A 26073-nucleotide genomic window follows, 5' to 3' on the forward strand; every position below is an offset into this window, starting at 1 on the left:
CAGGAGGGAGAACGATCATGAACACGCCAATGAATACTCACACTCGTACGAATACGCGTCTCAGAGATTCGGAGTTCACTTTCATGTTTCAACTGATTTCCTACAGCTTCATCATCATTTTATCAATCATGTGCTTGCTACCGTTTCTGCTGATTCTATCCGGTTCATTCAGCAGCAACGAGTCCATTGTGAGGGATGGTTATCACCTTTTTCCAACGGACTTTTCCCTGGAAGGTTACAAAATGGTGTTCAAATTCCCGACTCAGGTACTCAAGGCTTATGGGGTAACGGTCTTTACAACGGTGGTGGGAACTACGCTAGGGCTGTTCCTCATCACGATGGCCGGATTTGTGCTCCAGCGTAAGGATTTTAAATATCGGAACACATTCTCGTTTTTTATCTACTTCACAACCCTGTTTGGTGGGGGACTTGTACCTTGGTACATTATGCTGGCGAACTACTTCAATCTCACAGATACGTACACCGTACTGATTTTTCCGGGGTTGATGACGCCATTCCTCATTATCTTGATGAAAAACTTCATTCGCTCGGCAGTGCCGGATGAATTGATTGAGTCCGCCAAAATTGATGGAGCGAATGACTTCCGCATCTATGTCAGCATTGTGTTGAAACTGGCGATGCCTGGTATCGCCACCGTAGGTCTGTTTCTGGCACTGGGTTACTGGAATGACTGGTTTACCTCATCCCTCTTCATTAACAACCCGGATATGTACCAACTGCAATTTTATCTCTACAACACGATGAACACGATTACCTTCATTGACCAGATGGCGATTGGTACGGGAATCACACTCAGTCAGGATGTGCCTACTGAATCAACCAAGATGGCGATGGCAATCGTTGTGACGGGGCCGATTTTGTTCCTGTATCCATTTGTACAACGTTATTTTGTCAAAGGACTTACCATAGGTGCAGTGAAAGGTTAGAACGTGAACACGCTGTGGGTATCAGGCCATTGGCATCATTTTCGGTCTGGTCTGAAGCATGGCGAGTCTGCGCTAACATATAAAGGTTCACCACAAAAAGGGAGGATGCGTATGCGTAACAAAACAATTCGGCACCTGTCTCTGGTACTTGCCCTGATGTTGTTCGCCGGGGTGCTTGCCGCATGTAATAACGGTTCGGGGGGATCGACGCAAGGAAGTGAGCAGGGAGGAGCGTCCGAGAACAAAGGCGAGAAAGTAACGCTTCAATTTTACATGCTTGGGGATGCTCCCAAAGATCTGCCTGTCATTGAATCCGAGATCAATAAGCTGGCTGAGGCTGATCTGAACGTCAATGTAAAATTCAACTACACTTCTTGGACGGACTGGGATCAAAAATATAAACTGCTGCTGTCTTCCGGACAGCCGATCGATCTGATCTTCACAGCGGATTGGACATTCTATCAGTCTTATGCGAAGAAGGGCGCGTTCCTGCCACTGGATGAAATGCTGCCAACAGCAGCGCCAGCACTGAAAGCTCATGTCCCTGATGACATGTGGAATGCAGTCAAAATCAATGACAAAATATATACCGTTCCATCGACATGGATTGAGTATGTAACAGAGGGAATTGCGTACCGCGAAGATTTGCGCGAGAAGTACAATCTTCCGAAGCCGGAATCGTTGGAGACGCTCGAAGCGTATCTGGAGGGCATCAAAGCCAACGAACCCAATATGATTCCGATTGCGGATAGCAATGCCAACCATACCCATGGTATTCGTCAATTGACATCCAAGCTGGTTAATACAGCAGGTCAACTTCCATATGGACTGGATATTATGTATGACACACCATCAACCGTGACGTCCTATTGGGGATCCACGCAACACCTGGAAGACCTGAAAACATACAAACGTTGGATGGACAAAGGATTTTTCCCGAAAAACGTACTGAATGTAAAAGATACATCCAACTCGTTGCTGCAAAATGGAAAAGCGGCCGTTGTTCTGTCCGGGGAAAACCCTAACAAATTTAATGCAGATGTAATCAAGGTACAGTCTACGCATCCAGATTGGAAACTGGCTTATTTCCCTTACCCGAATGCAAAAGGGTTTGCACAACCGGTTCACCCGATCCACAATGGTTTTGCGATTCCGCGTAGCAGTAAAAACCCGGAAAAAGCATTGGCATTTTATGAGAAACTTGTGACAGACAAACGATATAATTGGTTGACTGAATACGGTATTGAAGGCAAAAACTTCGAGGTAGATAATGGATATTACAAAATGGTCGGAGATGCACAAACAAACGGCTTCCCGCGTGAGGGCATGAATGGCTGGGCTTGGCGTAATCCGGAATTCATGCTCTATGATAAAACCTTTGATGATGTCCTGACCATGTTTGAAGATCTCGACAAAATCAAAAAGCCGGATATCTTTACAGGATTTGCTGAAGACTGGACTCCGTACCAAGCCGAGAAGGCTGCATTGGAGCAAGTGGAAAAACAATATTTGTATCCGCTTAATGTAGGTTTGGTGGCAGACGTAGAGGCTGGATTGAACACATTTATGGAGAAGGCTAAACAAGCAGGATTGGAAAAAATTCAGGCAGATTACACCAAGCAGTGGCAGGAGAACTTGAAGTCTACAGGCATACAATAGTTTGTACTTTCCTTCATAAAGAAAAGGTGCCTTCGGATTCGAAGGCACCTTTTCAATGTGGTTGCAGGCTTGTTTGAAGCCGTTGGTTAGAGGCTTGATTAGACGAAGAATACGGGAAGCGACATCCTAATGGGATAAATTCATAAACGGGCCTCTTCTGCGGATGAAGGACGAACGTCCTCCAGCAGATCGATAATACTTTGAGCACTCTGCAGCGGATGAACCTTGGCGATTTCCGCCAGATGACGTTTGCGTTTACGTACAACATCCGGGTAGTGATGCAATAACTTGTTCATCCATTTGACCACTACGTCGAGCGATGTTATGGGTTCTCCCAACCCTCTTGCGGTAAAATAGTGGACGTTTTCTTCTTCCTGACCAGGTATAGGGTTGTGGAACAACATTGGAATTCCTTTGGCCAAGCCTTCGCTGCATGTCATTCCCCCAGGTTTGGTGATCAGCAGGTCGGATACTTCCATCAATTTGTCCACTTCGTTGGTGTATCCCAAAATATGAATGTTTTCTTTGCGATACATGGGGTTCTGTTCCATGCTGATCCGTGCTTTATCATTGCGACCCAGACAAAAAATGATCTGAATATCTTCATGCCAGCGTGTCAGCAACGGATGGACCAGCTTGTCGCTGAGCATTCCCCAACCGCCGCCCATCACCAGTACAGTGGGCATGTTCTTGAGGTTGAATCTGCTTCTAATCTCTTCTCGCCCGGGATGCTCCCAGAAATTCGGATGCACCGGAATGCCCGTGACTCGAATGTTGTCTGTAGGTACGCCGCGTAGCATTAGTTTGGACTTAACCTCATCTGAAGAAACCAGATAAAGGTCTACTTCACGGTTAATCCACGTCCCATGTGCATCATAGTCGGTGATGACTGTGCATAGGGGAACCTGTACACCCAGACGTTTCAGTCTGGATATGACAGCACTTGGAATCGGATGTGTACAGACGATCGCATCGGGACGTAACTGGCGCACAACGCTGCGTGTATGTGTATAGAACAGTTTATGCAGCGCCAGTGTTGTCAGCCTGTTCAATGATTTTTTATATTGGTGTCTGTATACGTATCCGACAAGTTTGGGTTGATTGGTAACCGTTTTTTTGTATGCTGTTATAATCAGAGGTGCAACCTTGGGATTTAAGAAACTTCCCAGTTCAAGCACTTTTGTCTGCACGTCTGGCGAGAGCTTTCGCAAATTGCTGGACAGTGCATAGGCGGCTTGAGTATGACCCGTACCAAAGCCTTCAGATAATAGTAATACTCTTTTTTTCTCCACGCTTGCTTCACCTGTTCCTGCTAGGTTTTTCTGAGTCTAACATATCGGCTTTAAGACCAGAATGCAACTGTTGCAAGTGCGACTAAAGTACCTATTGTGGCACCTGCCAGAACATCGGAAGGATAGTGTAATCCCAGATAAATTCGAGAGAATCCGACAATAAGGGCCACAGGCAACAATATTAGCAATAAGATCGGATCAGTGGTCATAAAGGGAACCGTGACCGAAAAAATGGCAGTTGTGTGTCCTGAAGGAAACGAGTGATCCGTCAGGGGATTACGGAACGTAATTGTATCCGGCAAGGCCAGATAAGGTCGAATGCGGGGATACAATTTTTTCGCGATGGCTACAGGAATGTGGCTGACCGCAAGAGCGATACAAGCCTGGAGTCCTGTTGTGCTCCATGGAGCTGGAGCAAGCAGCCAGATTAACAGTGATATTGCAATAGAAGAAGTTGCTCCACCCAGATGGGTGAAATAATACAGCCAAAAATTCATAAAACGATTATGAAGCCGGCCGTTGATCCACATAAAAACATTTCGATCATAATCTTGAAACTTTAAGAATAAACGGCTCATATTGGCCTCCTGCCAGTCAGGCCGCCCGTAATGGCGGCATTATTTCCGGTGATTTTCTACATCCGGTTTCGTCCTGATTAGTATATAACCGTTTTTCATGAACTTGAGGTTATTTCAGGTATATGTTTATCATATTTTTAAATGTTGTCCTTTTCAAGAAGAACCCATGTAAAGAACGTAAAATTCATGTTAAAGAGTGGATATATACCCATCTTAACTTTTTGACTTGGGCCAGCCAAAAAAGATACAATGATTCAACATGGCTGAAATGAGGTAAAAAAATGTGAGTTCTGTTTCAAACTTTTTGAGGTCTGTTTGCGTTATTTGTTATAGAGCCTCTGACGAAGAATAACATGCTGATGAAAAAAGCAGGGACTTTAGAAATAAAAATCAAGTAAACGGCTGAAAATAAGATATAACAGGCATGAATGCGAGGTTGCGGTATCACGAAGTGTCTATTCAGCGTTTAAAGATCACATTTCTGCTTCAGAAAGTGGAATTGGGGTTTTGACAAATGACTGAAAAGGATACAGAATCGATAAAGCAGCCAACTGATAGCAACCAAGCTTTGAAACATTGCCTGATATATTCACGTAGTACACAAAAGAACAGGGTCATATTCTGCAGATCAAAAAAAAATAAATTGCAGAATCAGGAAGAGAAATGCTTGAGTAAACTGGGTTTTGAAAAAAAGGGGGTAACAGAGAACGATGTTGGACGCTATATTCGTCACGATGCAGGTCATTCTGGCACTGCTAGCCGTGTACCAATTCACGTTTTCGCTGTTCGGTCTGATTAAGAAAAAGAAAAAGAAACATTATCCGGCGACAAAATCATTCGCTGTACTCGTCGCAGCACACAATGAGGAACAAGTCATTGGTGCCTTGATGGAGAACTTGAAACAACTTGACTATCCGGAAGATCTGTACGATGTGTTTGTCATCTGTGACAACTGTACGGATGGAACGGCTCAAATTGTCAGAGAGCATGGATTAAACGCATGTGTACGTACCAACGCCGATCTGAGAGGTAAAGGGTATGCCATCGAATGGATGCTTAAGTACCTGTGGAAATTGCCACGTCAGTATGACGCAGTTGTTATGTTTGACGCGGATAACCTGGTTGACCGTAACTTCTTGCTTGAGATGAATGATGACTTGAACAATGGTTCACGTGTTATCCAAGGATACATTGATACAAAAAATCCGGAGGATTCCTGGATTACTGCAGCTTACGGAGTATCTTACTGGTACATCAACCGTCTGTGGCAGTTGTCTCGTCATAACTTGAATATGGCGAATTTCCTCGGAGGAACCGGAATGTGCTTTGAGACCAACCTGTTGAAGGAAATTGGTTGGGGTGCAACAAGTCTGGTTGAGGATCTGGAGTTTACAATGCGCAGTGTGCAACGTAATGTGTATCCTGTTTTCAACTATGACGCCAAAGTATTTGATGAGAAGCCATTAACATTCAAAGCTTCAGCGAGACAACGTCTGCGCTGGATGCAAGGTCACTTTACAGTTGCGCGTAGATACTTCTTCCCGCTGCTCTGGCAATCCATTAAGGAAAGAAGCCTGGTGAAATTTGACCTTGCTATCTATGGAGCCAATGTCTATGTGGTGTTGCTTACGTTCCTGATGACGGCTGTGATGTGGGTAGACATGGCTATATTCAGTGGTCCGCACATTGCTAATATTTATGGGTACTTCCCGTTATGGGTTGGGTTCATGGCTATTGGTTTGAACATTCTGACGTTCCTGTTGTCCATGGCGCTGGAGAAGGTTACCTTTGCCAAAGTTTATCTATATCTGATTTTGTTCCCGATCTACCTGCTGTCTTGGTACCCGATTACGTTCTACGCTTTCTTTACGCAGAACAACAAACAGTGGAGCCACACTCAACATACACGTGTTGTACGGTTGGATGAGGTGCAAAGCAAACAAGGGTAAGGAACTTGCATGCGATACCTTGTTGACATTTGATATCACAAATGTATAATTTGCGAAAAAAAAGTTGTGTAGAATGTTGACAATGTGTTTTGTGGGTGATATAGTATTCAAGTGCCTTAAAACGAATAGAAATGGAATCACAAGCAGAAGTCCGACTTCTCACCTGATCAACAAACATGTTGGCTGGTCAACGATCCCAATAATTTATGAAGTGTATACTCATGAAGAATTGTGTTGATTACAGGGATGTCGGTAGCTTGACCGGCATCCCTTTTATTTTTGTTTAAATGGATATTCAAAATGACCTGGAGGTGGACGATTATTAGTAAAGATCACATGATTAATGATGAGATTCGGGCGAAGGAAGTACGCCTTGTCGGAGCTGAAGGAGAACAAATTGGGATTACGCCCATTCGCGAAGCACTGCAAATGGCGATTGACCTGAATTTGGATCTGGTCAATGTGGCACCACAGGCTAAACCGCCGGTGTGTCGTATTATGGACTATGGCAAATTCCGCTATGAGCAACAAAAGAAAGATAAAGAAGCCCGTAAGAACCAGAAAATTGTTGATATTAAAGAAGTATGGTTCCGTTCCAATATTGAGGAGCACGATTATCAAACGAAGCTTCGTAATGTAGTTAAGTTTTTGAACGAAGGCGACAAAGTGAAATGTTCTGTTCGTTATCGCGGACGTGAAATTGCACATGCCGCGATTGGTCAACGGATTTTGGAGCGCGTTAAGGTAGAAGTTGCAGAACTTTGTACTGTTGAACGTCAACCAAAACTGGAAGGCCGCAGTATGATCATGATTTTGGCTCCTAAAGCCTGATAACATTGGAGGAGGAAACACAAAATGCCTAAAATGAAAACACACAGCAGTTTGAAAGGACGCTTCAAAATTACCGGTTCCGGTAAGGTCCTTCGTTACAAAGCTCACAAAAACCACTTGCTTTCCCACAAATCCAAACGTGCTAAGCGCGTTCTGAACGGTAACCCAGTTATGGCTGCCGGGGATGTTAGACGTTTGAAACAAGGCTTGGCTAACTTGAAAGGCTAATTTTAATTAGTAGATTCCGTATGGGGGATCGGCTACGGCCGTACACATACCACGGATACATTTATATTTATTTGGGAGGTTCTTTAATATGGCAAGAGTAAAAGGCGGTTTTGTAGTACGTCGTCGTCATAAAAAGGTTTTGAAACTGGCAAGAGGTTATTTCGGTTCCAAACACCGTATTTTTAAAACAGCTAACGAGCAAGTAATGAAATCCCTGGTATACGCATACCGTGACCGTCGCAACACGAAACGTAACTTCCGCAGACTGTGGATCGTTCGTATCAATGCTGCAGCACGTATGAATGGTTTGTCTTACAACAAACTGATCCATGGTTTGAAACTTGCTGGAGTAGACATGAACCGCAAAATGTTGGCTGATCTGGCCGTTAACGACATCAATGCGTTCAACTCTTTGGCTACTGTAGCTAAAGGCAAAATCAACGCTTAAATTGTATGATACAAGCCGCCGTACCTATATGGCGGCTTTTTTACGGCTTGGAAGAAATTCGGAGATGAATCTCTGAATGAGTAGAGCGAATAGGCTGTAGTCTGGAAGGGAACAATGAAACCAGATAACTGATGAATAACGGTCCATGAGAATACATAAAATACGAACGGTGAAATAATACAAATAAAAACAGGTAAATCCCACTCATCACTAAAGTTCACGATATGTTTTTGTTATATAACATCACATCGTTGTAACGTTAGTGTGTTAAAACGCTAAATTATTAAGCGTTTTCAATAAAAAAAGAACAAAAATATGTGATATTTGGTGATGAAACATCTGGATTTTAACACTGGTTGATTGTATAATCACCTCTAGTAGGCTAGTCCTAGATTTTTCTCTCCATGTCATAATGTTCGGTTTTTCGACAGATGATAGGATGCTACAAGGGTGAGAATGCGCTTTTAATGTCGAAGAAACCATACATTCTGCATAAAAGTCATTCCTGCTATCTGTTAACCGTTCAAATTGTAGGCTGGATTGGAATGAGGGATATATCATTAAGGGGGAAAAAGAGAAATGAAAAAGATGCTCAGCTTGTCTTTGGTAATGTTGCTGGCGGTATCGGTTATGCTCGCAGGTTGCGGTAGCAAACCGAAAGAAGAAACAAATGCCGGAGGAGATACAGGTGGCACATCCACTGAAGCGAAATCCGACCTCAAAATCGGTATGGTTACTGACGTAGGTGGAGTTAATGACAAATCCTTTAACCAATCCGCTTGGGAAGCTCTGCAAGCGACTGAAACAGAAACAGGTACTGCTGTTAAATATCTGCAAAGTAAATCCGATGAAGAGTACATTCCTAACCTGAACGAATTCGTTAAAGGCGGATATGACCTGACTTGGGGTATCGGTTTCCAATTGGCTGATGCAATCAAAACTGTAGCTGAGCAAAACCCTGATGCTAAACTCGCGATCATCGACAGTGTTGTTGATTCTCCTAACGTTAAATCCGTAACATTTGCTGAAGAAGAAGGATCTTATCTGGTTGGTGTTGTGGCTGGTCTGACAACAAAATCCAACAAAATTGGTTTTGTAGGCGGTATGGAAAGCCCACTGATCAAAAAGTTTGAAGTAGGATTCAGAGAAGGGGTTAAAGCAGTTAACCCTGATGCTCAATTCATTTCTAACTACACAGGTGCATTTGATAAACCTGACTTGGGTAAAGCAGCAGCAGCAACACTTTACAATGAAGGCGTAGATATTATCTTCCACGCTTCTGGCGCAACAGGTAACGGTGTGTTTAACGAAGCAAGTGCTCGTAAGAAACAAGGTCAAGATGTATGGGTTATCGGTGTTGACAAAGACCAATCTCTTGAGTTTGGCGATGAGATCACTTTGACTTCCATGATCAAAAAAGTTGACGAAGCAGTTAAGCGCGTTAACAAAGAAGTAGTTGATGGTACATTCGCTGGTGGTTCCGAGAACCTGACTTTGAAAGAAAACGGCGTAGGTATTGCTGATACCTCTACTGCCAATGTATCTGCTGATACACTTGCAAAAGTGGAAGAGTACAAAGAAAAAATCATCAGCGGCGAAATCAAAGTTCCTACGGAGTAATTTTGATCTTAGTCGCAAATGAATAATCATTGGGGCCGGTCTTGACCGGCCTTATGATTGCAAGAACAGGAACATTTGATCAAGTCATCATAACAATTGTACAAGGTCACTGTGCACCAACGCTCCGGTAGGAGCTTTTCTTAAGATAATGGAATTGATATGTTATTAATCAGCTGAACCATTCGATTATCGCAAGAAAAACTTCAGCTAAGCGCGGTCTGTCTTCTTTGAAAGTACGTCGATAGACGTTTTTTTTACGTTTGCGGAACCACACTATATCAGTTATAAGGGTGATTACATGGGTGCAGCAACCCCCGTCGTTGAGTTAAAACAAATTACGAAGCGTTTCCCAGGCATTGTTGCCAACGACGCCATCAGCCTTCAGCTTCGTAAAGGCGAGATCCATGCGCTACTGGGCGAAAACGGCGCTGGTAAGTCAACGTTGATGAATATTGTATTTGGTCTATATCAGCCAGATGAAGGTTCCATTGAAGTGAATGGCAAGCCTGTCATCATCGACAGCCCTAACCGAGCGATCGATCTTGGCATAGGCATGGTGCATCAGCACTTTAAACTTGTACAGCCGTTCACGGTAACAGAGAACATTATTTTGGGATCTGAACCAACGAAGGGTCTCAATATTAACTATAAAAAAGCAGCGGCTGAAGTTCAGCGTCTTTCCGAACAGTATGGACTTAAGGTGAATCCTCATGCCAAAATTCATGATATTTCTGTCGGAATGCAACAACGTGTAGAGATTGTTAAAACGTTGTATCGCGGTGCAGACATTCTGATTTTTGACGAGCCTACAGCCGTATTGACTCCTCAAGAGATCAAAGAACTGATGATCATCATGAAGAAGCTTGTAGCTGAAGGAAAGTCCATTATTTTGATCACGCACAAACTGAAAGAAATCATGGAAATCTCCGATACGGTAACGATTATCCGTCGGGGTAAAGTGATTGATTCGGTCAAAACTTCGGAAACGAATCCAAATGAACTGGCAGAGAAAATGGTGGGGCGGAATGTCACATTCAAAGTGGACAAAAAACCGGCTACACCTGGAGCCAATGTGCTCGAAGTCAGTAAATTAACGGCCAAGAATAAAGAAGGTATTTCGGTTCTGAACCAACTTAACCTGAACGTACGTGCAGGAGAGATTGTCGGAATCGCAGGCGTGGATGGCAACGGTCAAAGTGAGCTGATTGAAGCCCTTACCGGACTTCGTAAAGTAGAGAGCGGTTCGATTCTTTTGGAGGGCAAGGAGCTGTCCAATCATTCTCCACGCCATATCTCGGAGTCGGGTGTAGCCCACATTCCGGAAGATCGCCATAAACACGGACTTGTACTTGATTTTTCAGTGAGTGAAAATATCGTTCTGGAATCGTATTATAAAGCACCATATACCCGTAAAGGGTTCCTTAACTTTGATGCCATCAAACAGCAGGCAAAACGACTTGTTGAGGCATTTGACGTGCGTACACCAAGCATCGAGACCAAGGCTCGGTCCTTGTCCGGAGGAAACCAGCAAAAAGCCATTATCGCCCGTGAGGTTGATAAAAACCCTGAACTGCTTATCGCTGCGCAACCAACACGTGGTTTGGATGTAGGGGCTATTGAGTTCGTGCAAAAGCAACTGATTGCACAGCGCGATCAAGGGAAGGCTGTTCTGCTGATTTCATTTGAGCTTGATGAGATTATCAATGTATCTGACCGAATTGCTGTTATTTATGAAGGACAGATCGTTGGCGAGGTGCTGCCGGAAGAAACCAATGATAGGGAGCTCGGCTTGATGATGGCGGGCAGCACCCAAAAGAGAGGTACTGCGCATGAATAACGTATTGAAATGGTTTACCCGAGATTCATTTATTTTGCCTGTAGTAGCTATTATTATGGGTCTTATTCTCGGTGGAGTTGTCATGCTGATTGGTGGCTACAATCCAATTGAAGCCTATGGTGCATTGTTCACCAAGGTATTTGGCGACATGTACAACTTTGGTGAAGCAGTACGGGAAATGACACCACTAATTATGACTGGACTTGCATTTGCATTTGCATCACGTGCAGGGTTGTTTAACATCGGGGGAGAAGGTCAATTTCTCGTTGGTATGACCGCTGCAACATTTGTTGGTGTTAAATTTGCAGGTTTGCCGATCTACCTTCATGCGCCACTGGCTTTGATTGCCGGTGCATTGTTTGGTGGTCTGTGGGCCGCTATTGCTGGTTATTTAAAAGCGGCACGTGGGGTCAATGAAGTTATCAGTAGTATCATGTTGAACTGGATTGGTCTGTATCTGGCCAACCTTATCGTTCGCCAATTCTTGCTGTTGAAGGGCGAGAATCGTTCCGTGGATATCAGCGAATCGGCTTCGATTAGTTTGACATGGCTCTCTGAACTGATGGGCAATTCCCGTGTACACATGGGGACGTTGATTGCCCTTGTGATGGCTGTGCTCTTTTATATCTATATGTGGAAAACAAAACAAGGTTATGAAATCCGCGCGGTAGGTTACAACCCTAATGCGGCTGAATATGCAGGTATGCATGTTAACCGGAATATCGTAAAAGCGATGTTTATCAGTGGTATGCTTGCCGGTCTTGGTGGTGCATTCCAGGTTCTTGGTGTGTTCCAATACCAAACCGTAATGTCGGGTTCACCGGGAACAGGCTTTGACGGAATTGCGGTTGCCCTGATTGGTTTGAATCATCCGTTTGGGGTGTTATTGGGGGCAGTGTTGTTTGGTACCCTCACGTACGGATCTGCAGGTATGAGTTTTGCTGCGGATGTTCCGCCTGAGATTATTCGGATTGTGATCGGTTCGATTATCTTCTTCATTGCGGCACAAGGCATCGTGCGCTGGATACTCAAACCGTTCTATTCGAAGCGTAAGAAAGAGAAGGTGTTGTAGATGGACTTGTTGACAATTGGGCAAATTATCAATACGACGCTTGTCTTTGCTACGGCATTGATTTTTGCATCACTCGGCGGAATTTTTTCGGAAAAATCAGGTGTAACCAACCTTGGACTTGAAGGTTTTATGGTTTTTGGTGCTTTTGCAGCTGGAATTGGGGCACATTATGCTCAAGAAGCGGGCATGGGTGGAACGACATCGGCATGGATGGGGGTTTTGCTCGCGATTGTATTGGGCGTACTGGTATCGCTGATTCATGCCGTTGCGTCTATTACATTTAAGGCAGACCAGATTATCAGTGGTATCGTCATTAACTTTTTGGCAGCAGGAAGTACGTTGTATTTGGTTAAACTGTTGTTTGAAGGTTCTGGCGATTCACCGTTGGTTCAAGGCTTCAGCAAGTTTGATGTGCCATTGTTGAAAGACATTCCTTTGCTGGGAGAAGCCTTCTTCAAGAACGTATATCCAACGACATATCTGGCCATTCTATTCGTATTCCTGACGTATTACATCATGTTCAAAACACCATTTGGTCTGCGCCTTCGTTCTGTAGGTGAACATCCAAGTGCGGCGGATACGGTTGGTGTTAAAGTGCTTCGTTATCGCTATATTGGCGTTATGATCAGTGGTGCACTAGCCGCTATTGGTGGAGCTGCGATTACGTTGACGACTACGGGTACATTCTCACACAATACGGTTTCCGGCCAAGGTTATATTGCCATTGCAGCTATGATCTTTGGTAAGTGGAATCCGATTGGTGCCTTTGGTGCGGCTGTCTTCTTTGGATTCTCACAAGCGATACGAAACTATGTACAGTTGTTTGAATGGTCACAAAGTATTCCCCAGGAAATTATTTTCATGTTGCCTTACCTGCTTACCATCATCGTTCTCGTTGCAGCGGTTGGACGTTCTTCGGCTCCGTCTGCACTCGGTGAAGCGTATGACCCGGGTAAAAGGTAAACTTGCAATATGTCAATTTACTATCCAAAAGCTTGATAAAAGGGTCCGCCTTGTGCGGGCCTTTTTTTGTTTTCTTGATCGTTACCCAGCCACTTTTTCATGTTTACATTGGTTCTCGTGCAAGTACCCATATTTTCAGGTAGGGACAAAGAAACAGGCGAATTCTGTGATGGACGAATACACTGTTTTGAACGATCCGAGGAGGAGGAGAAAGTATGAAACAACAAGTTACGCGTGATGAAGCGATGAAATTAATAGGCAAAAATATTGTTGCAATCAAAAAAGACGGCACTCGGGTTACGGGAAAGCTGTTGAAAGTATCGGGCAACAAACTGGTGCTGAAGCGTCTGAATGGCAAAAAAGTACGTACAAAAGCGATACTGCCACTGGTATTGTTTGATCTGCTTGCTATTGCCACACTGCCTTATGCTTACGGAGGTGGTCCCGGCTTCGGTCCCGGATATGGACCTGGACCAAAACCAGGCCCTGGATATGGTCCAGGCTACGGACCGGGATATGGACCTGGAGGACCTGGTGGCGGATATGGACCTGGTCCTGGATTCGGCCCTTATGGTCCAGGTCCACGTCCACCAGGATTTTTCTAGGACATTCTATAATGTTTTTTCCAATTCGTAGCAGCGGCTTATCATGATGTATCGAATCGCGCTGTATCCATTTTTTTGATAAAATTGAAGCCCTTTGGTATTGCCTTCATCTACCATAACTTTAGACCTTCGACAACCCCGGGATGCCGCAAAGCTCTCTGCTTTGAGCAACAAAGTTTGCCCATAACGTTTGCGTTGTTCTTTCGGACTAACGGCCATCATATCGACATAGAGCAATTCCCCATGCATGAGAAAATGGATGAATGCCACAGCAGCTTTGTCTGGCTCCGGCGAGACAACAAAGGTCATGCCCCTGTTCATTCGCAGGGGTATTTCTTTGCGGATTTTATTAATTTCCTTTTCGCTCATATGGGATAAAGGAACAAGTTGAGTGTCAATCAGCTTCATGATGGCGCCATCATCCAGCTTGGATGTGCGTTGCCGAATCACCATGCGGAGCCTCCTTTCAGGACCAGTCGTGCTGCTCGTATATCCTATGCCCGAAGCAAGATAAAAGGTGACTGAATGAAGCGCTGGGATTAGGGCAACCTTATAGGCTGAAGAGGGGGGAAGGAAGGTTCTCTGAATTTTTATGCAAAACAGGTATTGACTTATCGGTTGGAGGAATCATATAATGTTCCTAACATTTAACGAGAATATTATCATCGGCTATGAAGAGGACGAAGTTTTAAGGGCTCTTTTGCTCAGAGAGTGGCTGGAATTGCTGAAACCACCACCATTATCCCTTATATACGAGCTCACCTCGGAGCTGTTTTCCTGAAAAGCACTGGATGTCACTCCTTTCGCGTATTAGGGAAAATCGTATGTCTGCGTTACAGACAACAGGTATGGGAAACGACTATGTTCGTTTGAGCTATTCGTTTTGTTGTACCTGGTAAGGTCCGTTATTGCGAAATTTCGGACAAAGTTGGGTGGTACCACGGAAGCGATAACCTTTCGTCCCTCGCAAGCATGAACTTGTTTGCAGGGGATGGAAGGTTTTTTTTGTAACTTTAAATGTCAGAATGGTGTAAATTCCGAGAGGAGGATGACTAATGGGAGCTCAAATTCCAGAAGTACGATCAACAGATGAATTACGTGAAAAATGGATGAAGCCGGAGGTCATTAGCGGTTCCGAGATTCTGCTGAGAAGCTTGTTGCTTGAAGGTGTGGATTGCGTATTTGGTTACCCGGGTGGCGCAGTGTTGTACATTTACGATGCAATGTATGGTTTCGAGGATTTCAAACACGTCTTAACCCGTCACGAACAAGGTGCAATTCATGCAGCTGACGGATATGCACGTGCAAGCGGCAAAGTTGGTGTTTGTATCGCTACCTCCGGGCCGGGAGCAACCAATCTGGTTACTGGAATAGCCACGGCATATATGGATTCTGTGCCGCTGGTTGTCATTACGGGAAATGTTAATTCCAGCCTGATCGGCTCGGATGCTTTCCAGGAAGCGGATATTACCGGGATTACAATGCCGATCACCAAACACAGCTATCTGGTAAAAGATGTTAAGGATTTGTCGAGTATCATTCATGAGGCATTCCATATTGCCAACACCGGCCGTAAAGGTCCTGTACTGATCGACATTCCAAAAGATGTCTCAGCCAACAAAACCTTATTTGAACCGAGTACTGAACCTGTTACATTAAGAGGGTACAATCCACGGACAGTACCAAACAAACTGCAGGTTGACCGTTTGGCTCAGGCCATTCAGGAAGCAGAACGTCCAATGATTCTGGCCGGTGGCGGTGTGGTATACTCGGGAGGACATGAAGAACTGTTCGAGTTTGTTGAGAAGACAGGCATTCCGATTACGACAACCCTTCTGGGGCTTGGTGCATTCCCAAGTGGGCATGAACTATGGACAGGGATGCCAGGAATGCACGGAACATACACATCCAACCTGGCCATCCAACAGTCGGATCTGCTGATTAATATCGGCGCACGATTCGATGATCGGGTAACAGGCAAGCTGGACGGATTCGCTCCACATGCCAAAATCGTTCATATCGATATTGATCCGGCTGAGATTGGTAAAAATATTGCAACCGATATTCCAATCGTTGGTGATGTGAAGACCGTACTTGAAATAGCCAACAAAGAAGTTGGACGTGCAGAGCGTGCAGATGCATGGAGAGACCAGATCAAACAGTGGAAACAAGAGAAGCCTTACAGCTATACGGATTCAGACGAAGTGCTGAAACCGCAGTGGGTTGTTGAAATGTTGAATGATACAACAAAAGGTGAAGCGATTGTGACTACGGATGTGGGACAACATCAGATGTGGGCGGCACAGTATTACAAGTTTAATCAACCACGTTCATGGGTAACTTCGGGTGGTCTCGGAACGATGGGCTTTGGATTCCCTTCTGCAATTGGTGCTCAGATGGCCAATCCGGACAGACTCGTTATCTCCATTAACGGTGACGGCGGAATGCAGATGTGTTCCCAAGAACTCGCAATCTGTGCTATTAACAATATACCGGTAAAAATTGTGATCATTAACAATCAGGTACTTGGAATGGTTCGCCAATGGCAGGAACTCATCTATGAGAACCGTTACAGCCACATTGATCTGGCAGGAAGCCCGGATTTTGTAAAACTGGCTGAAGCATATGGCGTGAAAGGATTGCGTGCAACGAATAAAGAAGAAGCAGCGCGTGCTTGGCAAGATGCTTTGGATACACCAGGACCAGTCGTTGTAGAATTCGTAGTACGCAAGGATGAAAATGTGTATCCAATGGTTCCGCAGGGAGCAACAATTGATCAAATGCTGATGGGGGATGCTGACGAATGATTAGACATACGATTTCAATATTGGTAAACGATCAGCCAGGCGTCCTTCAGCGGGTATCAGGGTTGTTCGGTCGACGCGGATTTAACATTGAGAGTATTACAGTAGGTCAATCGGAAGAACCTGGACTCTCCCGGATGGTTATTGTTACCATTGGTGACGATAAAACACTAGAACAGATTGAGAAACAATTGTACAAAATCATCGATGTTATTAAAGTGGTTGATTTCAGCCTGAAACCGATGGTAGCCCGTGAACTCGCCCTGATCAAAGTGAAAGCAGAGCCTTCCGAGCGACCTGAAATTCTGGGTGTGGTAGAAACATTCCGCGCATCCGTTGTAGATGTGGGTCCAGGCAGCCTGATTGTGCAAGTAGTTGGAGATACGGACAAAATTGATGCTATGATTGAATTGCTCAAGCCATATGGCATTCGCGAATTGTCCCGTACAGGCATCACTGCATTGGTACGCGGCAACGTATAAAGCTATAATGAATGAAGAGGGACGACGGTTAGCTAACATATACAGTTGATCTTATGTGAGTGTCAGTCCCCTAACAGTTGTAATTTAACATTTTAGTGATGTAACGCTTGAAAATATAGCTACATTCCCGCATTAATGGGCGGGTGTCTGAACGGATCGGATCAGACCAGAGATGCTTTTGACACTCCAAGCGAGGCGGTCCCTTGAGACACCCGCTCATTAATGAAGGGTTCTTTACAATACAAAGGAGGACTTATAAACATGCCAGTAACTACTTATTATGAACAGGATGCAGAGCTTAACGTATTGAAAGGAAAAACGATCGCGGTAATCGGTTATGGTAGCCAGGGCCATGCCCAAGCTCAAAACCTTCGTGATAGTGGATTGAACGTAGTCATCGGACTTCGTGAAGGTAAATCCTTCGACACTGCAAAAAATGACGGATTTGAAGTTCTGTCCCCGGCTGAAGCAACAAGCCGCGCAGATGTAGTTCAAATCTTGCTGCCAGACGAAACTCAAGCTTCTGTATACAAAAACGAAATCGAACCAAACCTGAAAGAAGGCGCTGCATTGCTCTTCTCACACGGTTTCAACGTTCATTTCGGTCAAATCGTTGCTCCAAAAAACAGCGATGTATTGCTGGTAGCTCCTAAGTCCCCTGGTCACATGGTACGTCGTACTTATGTGGAAGGTTTTGGTGTACCAGGCCTGATCGCGATTGAGCAAGATGCAACGGGTAAAGCAAAAGAAATCGGTTTGGCTTATGCTAAAGGTATCGGTTGTACACGCGCAGGGGTTATCGAAACTTCCTTCCGTGAAGAAACAGAAACAGATCTGTTCGGTGAGCAAGCTGTTCTGTGTGGTGGCGTGAGTGCATTGGTAAAAGCTGGATTCGAAACATTGACAGAAGCGGGTTACGCTCCTGAAATGGCGTACTTCGAATGTCTGCACGAACTGAAGCTGATCGTTGACATGATGTATGAAGGCGGACTTTCAAGCATGCGTGATTCCATCAGTAACACAGCTGAGTACGGTGACTATGTAACTGGACCTCGCGTTGTAACTGAAGATACGAAGAAAGCAATGAAAGAAGTACTGACGGATATCCAACAAGGTAAATTCGCACGCGACTTCATTCTGGAAAACCAATCCGGACGTGCATTCCTGACAGCAACTCGTCGTAACGAAGCTGAACACCCAATCGAAGTGGTTGGCGGACAATTGCGTGAGATGATGCACTGGATCAAGAAGTAAGCATTAACTTCTAGAACATGCACTTAAAGGTATTCAAGTAAACTTAGAGCTTTAACTGGGAATAGCGGCCGTGCTTATGCGTGAGCCGCTATTGCTGGTTTCAGAGAAACATATAATAACAAGTACAGGAGGTGCGAAGCGTGCGTAAAATCTATGTATTTGACACAACGCTGCGTGATGGAGAGCAATCCCCGGGAGTCAATCTGAACACTCGTGAAAAGGTGGAAATTGCCCATCAGCTCGAGCGGCTTGGCATTGACCGGATGGAAGCGGGTTTCCCGGCGGCATCTCCAGGTGACCTGGCAGCTGTCAATGCAGTAGCAAATGCAGTCAAAAATGTGACTGTAATTGGCTTGTCCCGTTCCAGAGAGCAAGACATTGATGCGGTTAAGGAAGCACTTAAAGGTGCACAGGACCCGTGCATTCACGTTTTCCTGGCGACTTCACCCATTCACCGCCAACATAAATTGCGTATGGACAAAGCGCAGGTACTGGATACAGCTCGTTCCGCGATTCGTTATGCCAAGAAAACATTCTCGAAGATTGAATTCTCACTTGAGGATGCAGGTCGTACCGAGTATGATTTCCTCGTGGAAATGGTAAATATGGCTGTTGAAGAAGGTGCAGCCGTTGTGAATATTCCGGATACGGTTGGTTACCTGAGCCCATATGAATACGGCAACATTTTCAAACACCTCAAGGAGAATGTACACGGTATTGAAAAGGTACAGCTGAGTGCCCACTGTCATAATGATTTGGGTATGGCGACGGCCAATACACTTGCAGCCATTCTCAATGGAGCCGATCAGATCGAAGGTACGATCAATGGCATTGGTGAACGTGCCGGAAACACGGCGATCGAGGAAATTGCTATGGCACTGGAGACACGTCAGGAATTTTTCCAGGCGAAAACTTCGCTGCAGCTGTCTGAAATTGCACGGACCAGTCGTTTGGTTAGCCGTTTGACAGGTATGGTTGTGCCTGGAAATAAAGCCATTGTTGGGGCAAATGCCTTCGCACATGAATCCGGCATTCACCAGGATGGCATGTTGAAGGAAAAAACAACGTATGAGATTATGACTCCAGAGTCCATCGGTCTGAAGGAAAGCAAACTTGTACTGGGTAAACATTCTGGTCGTCATGCTTTCCGTGAACGGTTGATTGATCTGGGGTATGAGCTGGAAGAAGAAGCATTGAATCGTGCTTTCGCCCAGTTCAAAGATCTGGCTGATAAGAAAAAAGAAGTTACTGACGAAGATCTGCTTGCCGTAATTGAAGAGAAATTGCAGGATGCACCTGAGGTGTATAAACTGGAATCCATCTTCGTAACGTACGGAGATGAATCGATACCAACAGCCAAAGTCCGCATTGCGACGCTTGACGGGGATACAATTGAGAAGCAAGCAGAGGGTAACGGATCGGTAGATGCAATCTACAATGCGATTGACCAAGTAAGCGGGGAAGACGTAACGTTGTCTGACTACTCCATCAAATCGGTAACACATGGTAAGGATGCATTGGGTGAAGTACATGTTGTGCTGACTCAGAATCAGGTTTCGGTACAAGGACGTGGCGTAAGCACAGATATATTGGGTGCAAGTGCACGTGCCTATGTAGACGGCCTGAATCAATTGATTGAGAAGCGCAAGACTTATACGAACCGTGTAAACGTTAACCTGTAGGCTCCGATGCAAGAAGCACGCAGCCTTCATTGAACTTAACTATAAGCCGAGACACATGTATGCTGCTAGAATGATTAATCTTTAATTTAATTAATTTAGTAGATCGTTCGGCTTACTTTGTTACGTTCAATGAGGTACGTAAAAAGTCTGACTCTCCTGTGGAGGGTCAGACTCTTTTGCTTGTATTTATATGATTATGGCAGTAAAACACAGAAATCTTTTCAACGCTTACCTATTGCATTGGCTTACACTATTAAGCTATTACCACGCGTATGCATTAGGTGCATGTCCACCTGGACCCGGGAAAATCTCATCCAGACGTTTGAGCACAGCTTCATCCAAAGTCACGTCCAGACATTTGAGTGCGGTCTCAAACTGCTCCAGTGTACGCGGTCCGATAATCGGGGCGGTCACTGCCGGATTGGCTGCAACCCATGCCAAAGCCACTGTATCCTGTGGTTCACCGAGATCACGACAGAGTGCGGCAAAGTCTTCAAGCTGAGTTTGCTGCTGCTCGATCCGTCCAGCGATGCCCCCGCTGCGTGTTCCTTCCAGCTTCTGCAGAGCGTTACGTCCCAGTAATCCACCATCCAGTGGACTCCATGGAATGACGCCGAGGCCCAGCTCTTTGGCAGCGGGCAGTACTTCCAACTCAGGCAAACGACAGTTGAGACTATATTTATGTTGCTCGGAAACCAGGCCGAGGAAATGACGATTCTTGGCTTCGCTTTGAGCGATTGCAATCTGCCATGCAGCAAAGTTACTCGATCCTACATAACCGATCTTACCCTGATGAACGGCATTCTCAAATGCACCCCACAGTTCATTCCATGATACGGCTGGGTCTACATGATGCATCTGGTATAGCTCGATATGATCCGTCTGTAAACGGCGGAGGGAACCCTCCAGATGCCGTCTGATTTTGTAGGCGGAGAGGCCAGCTTCGTTGTTGGGGCCGTCTGTATCATCATGCATGGAGCCATAGACTTTGGTGGCCAGAACCACTTTCTCACGTCTGCCACCACCCTGGTTGAACCAGCGTCCGATAATTTCTTCGGTAAGACCGGAATTCTCACCCCAGCCGTAGATGTTAGCGGTATCAAAAAAGTTCACGCCTGCATCGAGTGCTGCGTCCATAATGCGGAAAGCTTCTTTTTCATCTGTAGCAGGCCCAAAATTCATGGTACCGAGACAGATTCGGCTGACCTTGAGGCCTGATTTACCCAAATACGAATATTGCATGTTGCTTATCCCTCCTGTGTACCTGATTTGAATTCAGCTATATTTTACCCCACCGGGAGGTCAGGAACAACTTGTGCAGGCTAATCTCTATTAGCTTATAGGTAAAATCTATTAAAGTCATAGATTGTATATCTTGGTCAAATGACCTTGGAATATGATACAAAAGAGAGAGTTAATATGAGACGTTACTTTATGAATAAATAATGAATGAAATATAAGGAGTGGACAACCCAATGGCAGACGTAAAAAAAATTGCAGTTATTGCAGGTGACGGAATTGGCCCTGAAGTCGTAGCTGAGGCTGAGAAAGTTCTTAAACGTACGGAGGAAGTATTCGGTTATCGTTTTGAGACAGAACATGCGCTGTTTGGCGGAATCGCGATTGATGAGAAGGGTACACCTCTTCCTGAAGAAACACTGAGCGTATGTAAAAGTGCAGATGCAGTCCTGCTTGGAGCGGTTGGTGGCCCAAAATGGGATAACAACAGCAAAGAGCTTCGCCCGGAAACAGGCCTGCTGGGTATTCGCAAAGCACTTGGATTGTTCTCCAACCTGCGTCCGGCTGTCGTATTTGATTGTTTGAAGGATGCTTCAACGCTGAAGCCTGAAGTACTGGAAGGTACAGATCTGATGGTGGTACGTGAGTTGACAGGTGGGATCTACTTCGGAGAGAAGTTCAGACGTGAAAGTGCACAGGGCGAAGAGGCTGTGGATACATGTGCATATAATGTAACAGAAGTGGAGCGGATCGTTCGTCAGGCGTTCGAAATTGCGCAAGGACGTCGCAAAAAGCTGGCTTCTGTAGACAAAGCCAACGTATTGGAAACTTCCCGTCTATGGCGTGAAGTCGTGAACCGGGTAGCACCGGATTATCCGGATGTTGAACTGGAGCATGTACTGGTAGACAACTGCGCGATGCAATTGCTGCGTCGTCCGTCCAGCTTCGATGTCATCGTAACGGAAAACATGTTTGGAGATATCTTGAGTGATGAAGCAGCGATGTTGACAGGTTCCATCGGTATGCTCGCATCTGCATCACTGGGAGAGGGCAGCTTCGGACTCTATGAGCCGGTACACGGTTCTGCACCGGATATCGCAGGTCAAGGCCTCGCTAATCCGATTGCAACCATTCTCTCTTTGGCATTGATGTTCCGTACAACCTTTGGTTATACGGAAGGTGCGGATGCCATTGAAGCGGCTGTATCGGATGTATTGAACGCAGGACACCGCACAAGTGATATTGCTGTAGACAAGAGCACAGCGATCAGCACGACCGAAATGGGCGATTTGATCGTGGCGGCTATTCAGAAACAAGCGTAATTATAGGATCAAAAACATGGCAGCCCTTTGTTTCCAATTATGGAATGTACAGAGGGCTGTTGCTTTATGATTTTTGCCACGAAAAATCCTTATTTATAATGATTATAAAAAAATAATGTTTATAATCTTGACTTTGGGAAGTCCGGATGATAACATTTTACTTGTACTTGTTATCAAGTATCAAATCATTTTAATTACAGGAAAAGCGTACGCGTTTTTCTTGATGATGAGCAATCCGCAAGGATGCTTACATAATCCCAAAGGAGGAATTTTTAGTTATGGCAGAACGTTTGGTAGGTAGACCAGCACCGGATTTCGCAATGGAAACAGTATCGGGAGACGGACAAGACTTTGGTTCCGTTAAACTGTCCGATTATCGTGGCAAATGGCTTGTATTCTTCTTTTATCCTTTGGACTTCACATTTGTGTGCCCAACTGAAATTACAGCTTTGAGCGTTGCTTCCGAGCAATTCAAAGCTTTGGATACAGAAATCCTTGGCGTGAGTGTAGACTCCGTACACAGCCACAAAGCATGGATCAATACACCTGTAGACAGCAATGGTCTGGGTCAATTGAACTTCCCGCTGGCTTCTGATATCACGAAGCAAGTGGCTAAAGATTACGGCGTTCTGATCGAAGAAGAAGGCGTAGCATTGCGCGGTCTGTTCATCATCGATCCAGAAGGCGAATTGAAATATCAAGTGGTTAACCACAACGATGTAGGCCGTAGTGTTGAAGAAACACTTCGCGTACTGCAAGCACTGCAATCCGGCGGATTGTGTGCAATGAACTGGAAACCAGGCGACACTAACCTGTAAGCAAGATTAACTTGAACGGTTTTTGTTCAAGCCCTCATCCCGTTAGGGATTGAGGGCTTTTTGCACCCTTTTGACGGAAGTTATCACGAAGTTAATCAAAAGTGTTTGAACAAGCAGCTAAGCGTGTTAATAATATATTAGAAGAAAGTCTTCTTTTTATCTGTTGAAAGAGGAATTGATGGCCTTTAAGGCGAATAGGGTATGGAAACCCGGTAAATATTCCGGTGCTCTGCATTTATAATCTGTACTTGAATGTGATACACTGATGGAACTATTCCTTTTCGGAAGTGCTGGAAGTGTACGGGATTGAATGTTTATCAAAAAAGTCCCGGCACGAATAAGGAGGGTGAACAAAAATGAGTTACTGTTGTGGGGCAAGTATGGTTGGAACGAAGGGCACGCTGAAGCATTACCGCACCCAGGTTCATAATGTTCCCCTGCTGTTTTGCCCGGTGTGTCACCGGGTTGAGGTGCATTATAAAGTGGAAAATGAATATGAAATTCTCGCTGAATATGCGCATGGAGACGGTGCATCCGAGATCGATTTTCAGGATTATGTAACAGAAGATGAAGATGCGATTTTCGAAAACTGTGTAAACCGTGAGAGTGAGGATGCCATGGTCATTGTGCAGCGCCAGATTGATATGGCTCTGGATTTGCTCAGGCTCGCGAAGGAAACCAAAGACGAGAAGTGGGAAAGCGAACTTAAACGTCGATTAGCTGTGATGAGTCAGCGCAGACTGAAAATTCAGCATAATAAGACCGGACTATAGATGAACTTGGATATATCACAAATTAAAGATATTAAAAACGAAGCTGATTTGCCTATTGGGTGAAACGGCTTCGTTTTTGTGCTGTATTCTGGAACTAGTTCGAGGTTTTTTTTAAAATAATTTCCATTCGACACTTTCTCCGATTGACTCTCTTCTATAAACTTGTCTATGATAAAAACAGACTTGCAAAAGAGGCGGAGCAAAAAATGTTCGTGTTTGGGAATAGGAGAAGGTCAGAATGGGACAAACGTATATGATTTTCCGGATCAACTGTTGGTTACCGGGAATAGACCAGCATGAGTTCCGGCCATGCCATCCATATTTTCGGCTCAGCCCCCCAACGAAAGGGCACCGGTAATGAAAAATAAAATCGGCCCTTCCTGTTTCTGTGATGATATGATGTCCGAATGGCAAGTTTATCATTTACGTGAAAAGGAGGAACCTGACATGATTAGTGAATTTCAGGATACAGTGCCTCAACCAACGGATGGATTCCCGCCTGTGCATCTGGATAACAACAAGTATGAGAATGTACTGGAACATCTGGATAGCGGTATTATGTTGTTTGACAGTCACGGTGTATTGACGTTTATTAACGTTCAGATGGCAAAGTTGTTGGAACTTCCAAGAAGTCTGTTGAGCGGCTGCACCCTGATGCAAATGCTGCATCATCCACAGATGAGCCGATTCAAGAAAAAGAAAATTTTACGTATCTATCGGGAAACTATTTTTCACCGTAAGCGCTATCATGAGTTGATTGATGAGTACGGAAGGCATTGGCTGGTTACTGTGACGTACGGGGATCAGATGGACGGAGACTTCTTGTTCAGTGTCAAGGATGTATCTGATTATAAACAGATTGAACAGACCGCTTATCAAAATGACAAACTTGCGATGCTGGGGCGCATTTCGGCTTCTATTGCTCATGAAATTCGTAATCCGTTAACCGCAATCCGTGGGTTTATCCAGTTGCTTCGGCCCCATCTGCTGCAGCTTGGCAAAGACGAGTACGCTCGCATCATACTTACAGAGATTGATCGGGCGAACGACATCATCTACGAATTCTTGAATTCTTCCAAACCGTCAGCGCCACAGAAGACTGTGATGTCTGTCGACTCTTTGCTTAAAGAGGTGGTCTTGCTGACAGAGAGCGAAGGATTGATGAAGGGATGCGAGATCACGTTGGATGAAGGGGATGCCCCGCTGAATGTGTCCATTGATGTCAAACAGATTAAGCAGGTTATTTTGAATATGGTGAAAAACGCAATGGATGCCATTGAGGAAGTCGGCGAAGAACACACGGGTCTAATTCGAATATCTACCGCCACGGAAAACAAGTTCGTGCAGATCTCCATCGCCGATAACGGTCAGGGGATGGACCATAACACACTTGTGCGTCTGTTTGATCCATTCTTCACGACCAAGGAAAGTGGAACGGGGCTGGGACTCTCGGTGAGTTACCGGATCATCAAGAACCACGGAGGTACCATCTCTGTGGATAGCAAAAAAGGCGAAGGTACGCGCTTTATCATTATGTTACCTTTGGTATATTGAGAAGAGCGGGACGTAGAGGAGTCGGCAATTAGCCGACTCCTTTGTTTTTTGTTGCCAAAAAGGGTTATAGTTAGTAATGAATGCGAATACATAAGCTCCATAACGGAAGGATGAGA

The 26073-nt window shown here is 45.0% G+C and carries 23 protein-coding genes; 19 read left to right on the plus strand and 4 right to left on the minus strand.

What is annotated here, in order from left to right; translation table 11 throughout:
- Positions 1 to 83: 83 nt before the first annotated feature.
- Complete coding sequence (locus ACE04G_RS13890) at positions 84 to 947, plus strand: carbohydrate ABC transporter permease (protein WP_405132409.1); 864 nt, start codon at positions 84 to 86, stop codon at positions 945 to 947.
- Positions 948 to 1052: 105 nt separating this feature from the next.
- Complete coding sequence (locus ACE04G_RS13895; protein ID WP_449004144.1) at positions 1053 to 2606, plus strand: ABC transporter substrate-binding protein; 1554 nt, start codon at positions 1053 to 1055, stop codon at positions 2604 to 2606.
- Positions 2607 to 2746: 140 nt separating this feature from the next.
- On the opposite strand, the gene ACE04G_RS13900 is transcribed toward ACE04G_RS13895, so the two are convergent.
- Both ACE04G_RS13900 and ACE04G_RS13905 read right to left on the minus strand, forming a co-directional pair.
- Positions 2747 to 3898 carry an MGDG synthase family glycosyltransferase gene (locus ACE04G_RS13900; protein WP_221822887.1) on the minus strand — a complete coding sequence of 384 codons (1152 nt, stop codon included), beginning with the start codon at positions 3896 to 3898 and terminating at the stop codon, positions 2747 to 2749.
- A gap of 50 nt (positions 3899 to 3948) precedes the next feature.
- Positions 3949 to 4476, minus strand: a complete 528-nt coding sequence (locus ACE04G_RS13905; RefSeq protein ID WP_017689668.1) for a phosphatase PAP2 family protein — start codon at positions 4474 to 4476, stop codon at positions 3949 to 3951.
- A gap of 710 nt (positions 4477 to 5186) precedes the next feature.
- Between ACE04G_RS13905 and ACE04G_RS13910 the strand changes: the two genes are divergently transcribed.
- The 9 genes from ACE04G_RS13910 to ACE04G_RS13950 all read left to right on the plus strand — a co-directional run bounded on the left by ACE04G_RS13910 (position 5187) and on the right by ACE04G_RS13950 (position 14029).
- Entirely contained in the window at positions 5187 to 6425 is a 1239-nt protein-coding gene (locus tag ACE04G_RS13910; RefSeq protein ID WP_339307616.1) for a glycosyltransferase family 2 protein, read from the plus strand.
- Between the two features lie 336 nt (positions 6426 to 6761).
- Positions 6762 to 7256 (plus strand): translation initiation factor IF-3, encoded by a 495-nt coding sequence (infC, locus tag ACE04G_RS13915; protein ID WP_017689666.1) that lies wholly within the window; start codon positions 6762 to 6764, stop codon positions 7254 to 7256.
- Positions 7257 to 7280: 24 nt separating this feature from the next.
- Positions 7281 to 7484, plus strand: coding sequence for a 50S ribosomal protein L35 (rpmI, locus tag ACE04G_RS13920; protein ID WP_017689665.1), 204 nt, complete (start codon positions 7281 to 7283; stop codon positions 7482 to 7484).
- An 88-nt stretch (positions 7485 to 7572) separates the two neighbouring features.
- Positions 7573 to 7932 carry a 50S ribosomal protein L20 gene (gene rplT / locus ACE04G_RS13925; RefSeq protein ID WP_017689664.1) on the plus strand — a complete coding sequence of 120 codons (360 nt, stop codon included), beginning with the start codon at positions 7573 to 7575 and terminating at the stop codon, positions 7930 to 7932.
- A gap of 579 nt (positions 7933 to 8511) precedes the next feature.
- Entirely contained in the window at positions 8512 to 9552 is a 1041-nt protein-coding gene (locus ACE04G_RS13930) for a BMP family lipoprotein (protein WP_221822889.1), read from the plus strand.
- Positions 9553 to 9850: 298 nt separating this feature from the next.
- Positions 9851 to 11389, plus strand: a complete 1539-nt coding sequence (locus ACE04G_RS13935) for an ABC transporter ATP-binding protein (RefSeq protein WP_036610171.1) — start codon at positions 9851 to 9853, stop codon at positions 11387 to 11389.
- Positions 11382 to 12461, plus strand: a complete 1080-nt coding sequence (locus tag ACE04G_RS13940; RefSeq protein ID WP_036610168.1) for an ABC transporter permease — start codon at positions 11382 to 11384, stop codon at positions 12459 to 12461. The genes ACE04G_RS13935 and ACE04G_RS13940 overlap by 8 nt, the downstream gene beginning before the upstream one ends.
- Complete coding sequence (locus ACE04G_RS13945; protein WP_091014847.1) at positions 12462 to 13424, plus strand: ABC transporter permease; 963 nt, start codon at positions 12462 to 12464, stop codon at positions 13422 to 13424.
- A 215-nt stretch (positions 13425 to 13639) separates the two neighbouring features.
- Entirely contained in the window at positions 13640 to 14029 is a 390-nt protein-coding gene (locus ACE04G_RS13950) for a hypothetical protein (RefSeq protein WP_047842246.1), read from the plus strand.
- Positions 14030 to 14035: 6 nt separating this feature from the next.
- On the opposite strand, the gene ACE04G_RS13955 is transcribed toward ACE04G_RS13950, so the two are convergent.
- Positions 14036 to 14479 (minus strand): GNAT family N-acetyltransferase, encoded by a 444-nt coding sequence (locus ACE04G_RS13955; RefSeq protein ID WP_237176231.1) that lies wholly within the window; start codon positions 14477 to 14479, stop codon positions 14036 to 14038.
- A 605-nt stretch (positions 14480 to 15084) separates the two neighbouring features.
- Here ACE04G_RS13955 and ilvB point away from each other — a divergent pair.
- The 4 genes from ilvB to ACE04G_RS13975 all read left to right on the plus strand — a co-directional run bounded on the left by ilvB (position 15085) and on the right by ACE04G_RS13975 (position 20251).
- Positions 15085 to 16836, plus strand: a complete 1752-nt coding sequence (gene ilvB / locus ACE04G_RS13960) for a biosynthetic-type acetolactate synthase large subunit (RefSeq protein ID WP_339183467.1) — start codon at positions 15085 to 15087, stop codon at positions 16834 to 16836.
- The gene (gene ilvN / locus ACE04G_RS13965; RefSeq protein ID WP_024628317.1) at positions 16833 to 17315 is read left to right on the plus strand and encodes an acetolactate synthase small subunit; all 483 of its coding nucleotides are present in this window, start codon (positions 16833 to 16835) and stop codon (positions 17313 to 17315) included. The genes ilvB and ilvN overlap by 4 nt, the downstream gene beginning before the upstream one ends.
- A gap of 261 nt (positions 17316 to 17576) precedes the next feature.
- Positions 17577 to 18569 (plus strand): ketol-acid reductoisomerase, encoded by a 993-nt coding sequence (gene ilvC, locus ACE04G_RS13970; RefSeq protein WP_036669754.1) that lies wholly within the window; start codon positions 17577 to 17579, stop codon positions 18567 to 18569.
- A gap of 140 nt (positions 18570 to 18709) precedes the next feature.
- Positions 18710 to 20251, plus strand: coding sequence for a 2-isopropylmalate synthase (locus ACE04G_RS13975; protein WP_076209215.1), 1542 nt, complete (start codon positions 18710 to 18712; stop codon positions 20249 to 20251).
- Positions 20252 to 20512: 261 nt separating this feature from the next.
- Here the strand turns inward: ACE04G_RS13975 and ACE04G_RS13980 are convergent, their stop codons facing one another.
- Entirely contained in the window at positions 20513 to 21493 is a 981-nt protein-coding gene (locus ACE04G_RS13980; RefSeq protein ID WP_221822893.1) for an aldo/keto reductase, read from the minus strand.
- A 233-nt stretch (positions 21494 to 21726) separates the two neighbouring features.
- On the opposite strand from ACE04G_RS13980, the gene leuB reads away from it, so the two are divergent.
- The 4 genes from leuB (at position 21727) to ACE04G_RS14000 (ending at position 25957) form a co-directional block, all read left to right on the plus strand.
- Positions 21727 to 22812 (plus strand): 3-isopropylmalate dehydrogenase, encoded by a 1086-nt coding sequence (leuB, locus tag ACE04G_RS13985; RefSeq protein WP_036610148.1) that lies wholly within the window; start codon positions 21727 to 21729, stop codon positions 22810 to 22812.
- 278 nt (positions 22813 to 23090) lie between these two features.
- A complete protein-coding gene (locus ACE04G_RS13990) occupies positions 23091 to 23630 on the plus strand; it encodes a peroxiredoxin (RefSeq protein WP_036610146.1) in 540 nt (179 codons plus the stop codon).
- A 356-nt stretch (positions 23631 to 23986) separates the two neighbouring features.
- Positions 23987 to 24403, plus strand: coding sequence for a hypothetical protein (locus tag ACE04G_RS13995; protein ID WP_017689649.1), 417 nt, complete (start codon positions 23987 to 23989; stop codon positions 24401 to 24403).
- Between the two features lie 447 nt (positions 24404 to 24850).
- Positions 24851 to 25957 carry a PAS domain-containing sensor histidine kinase gene (locus ACE04G_RS14000; RefSeq protein ID WP_221822901.1) on the plus strand — a complete coding sequence of 369 codons (1107 nt, stop codon included), beginning with the start codon at positions 24851 to 24853 and terminating at the stop codon, positions 25955 to 25957.
- Positions 25958 to 26073: the final 116 nt, after the last annotated feature.

This window comes from Paenibacillus sp. AGC31, from assembly GCF_057334655.1.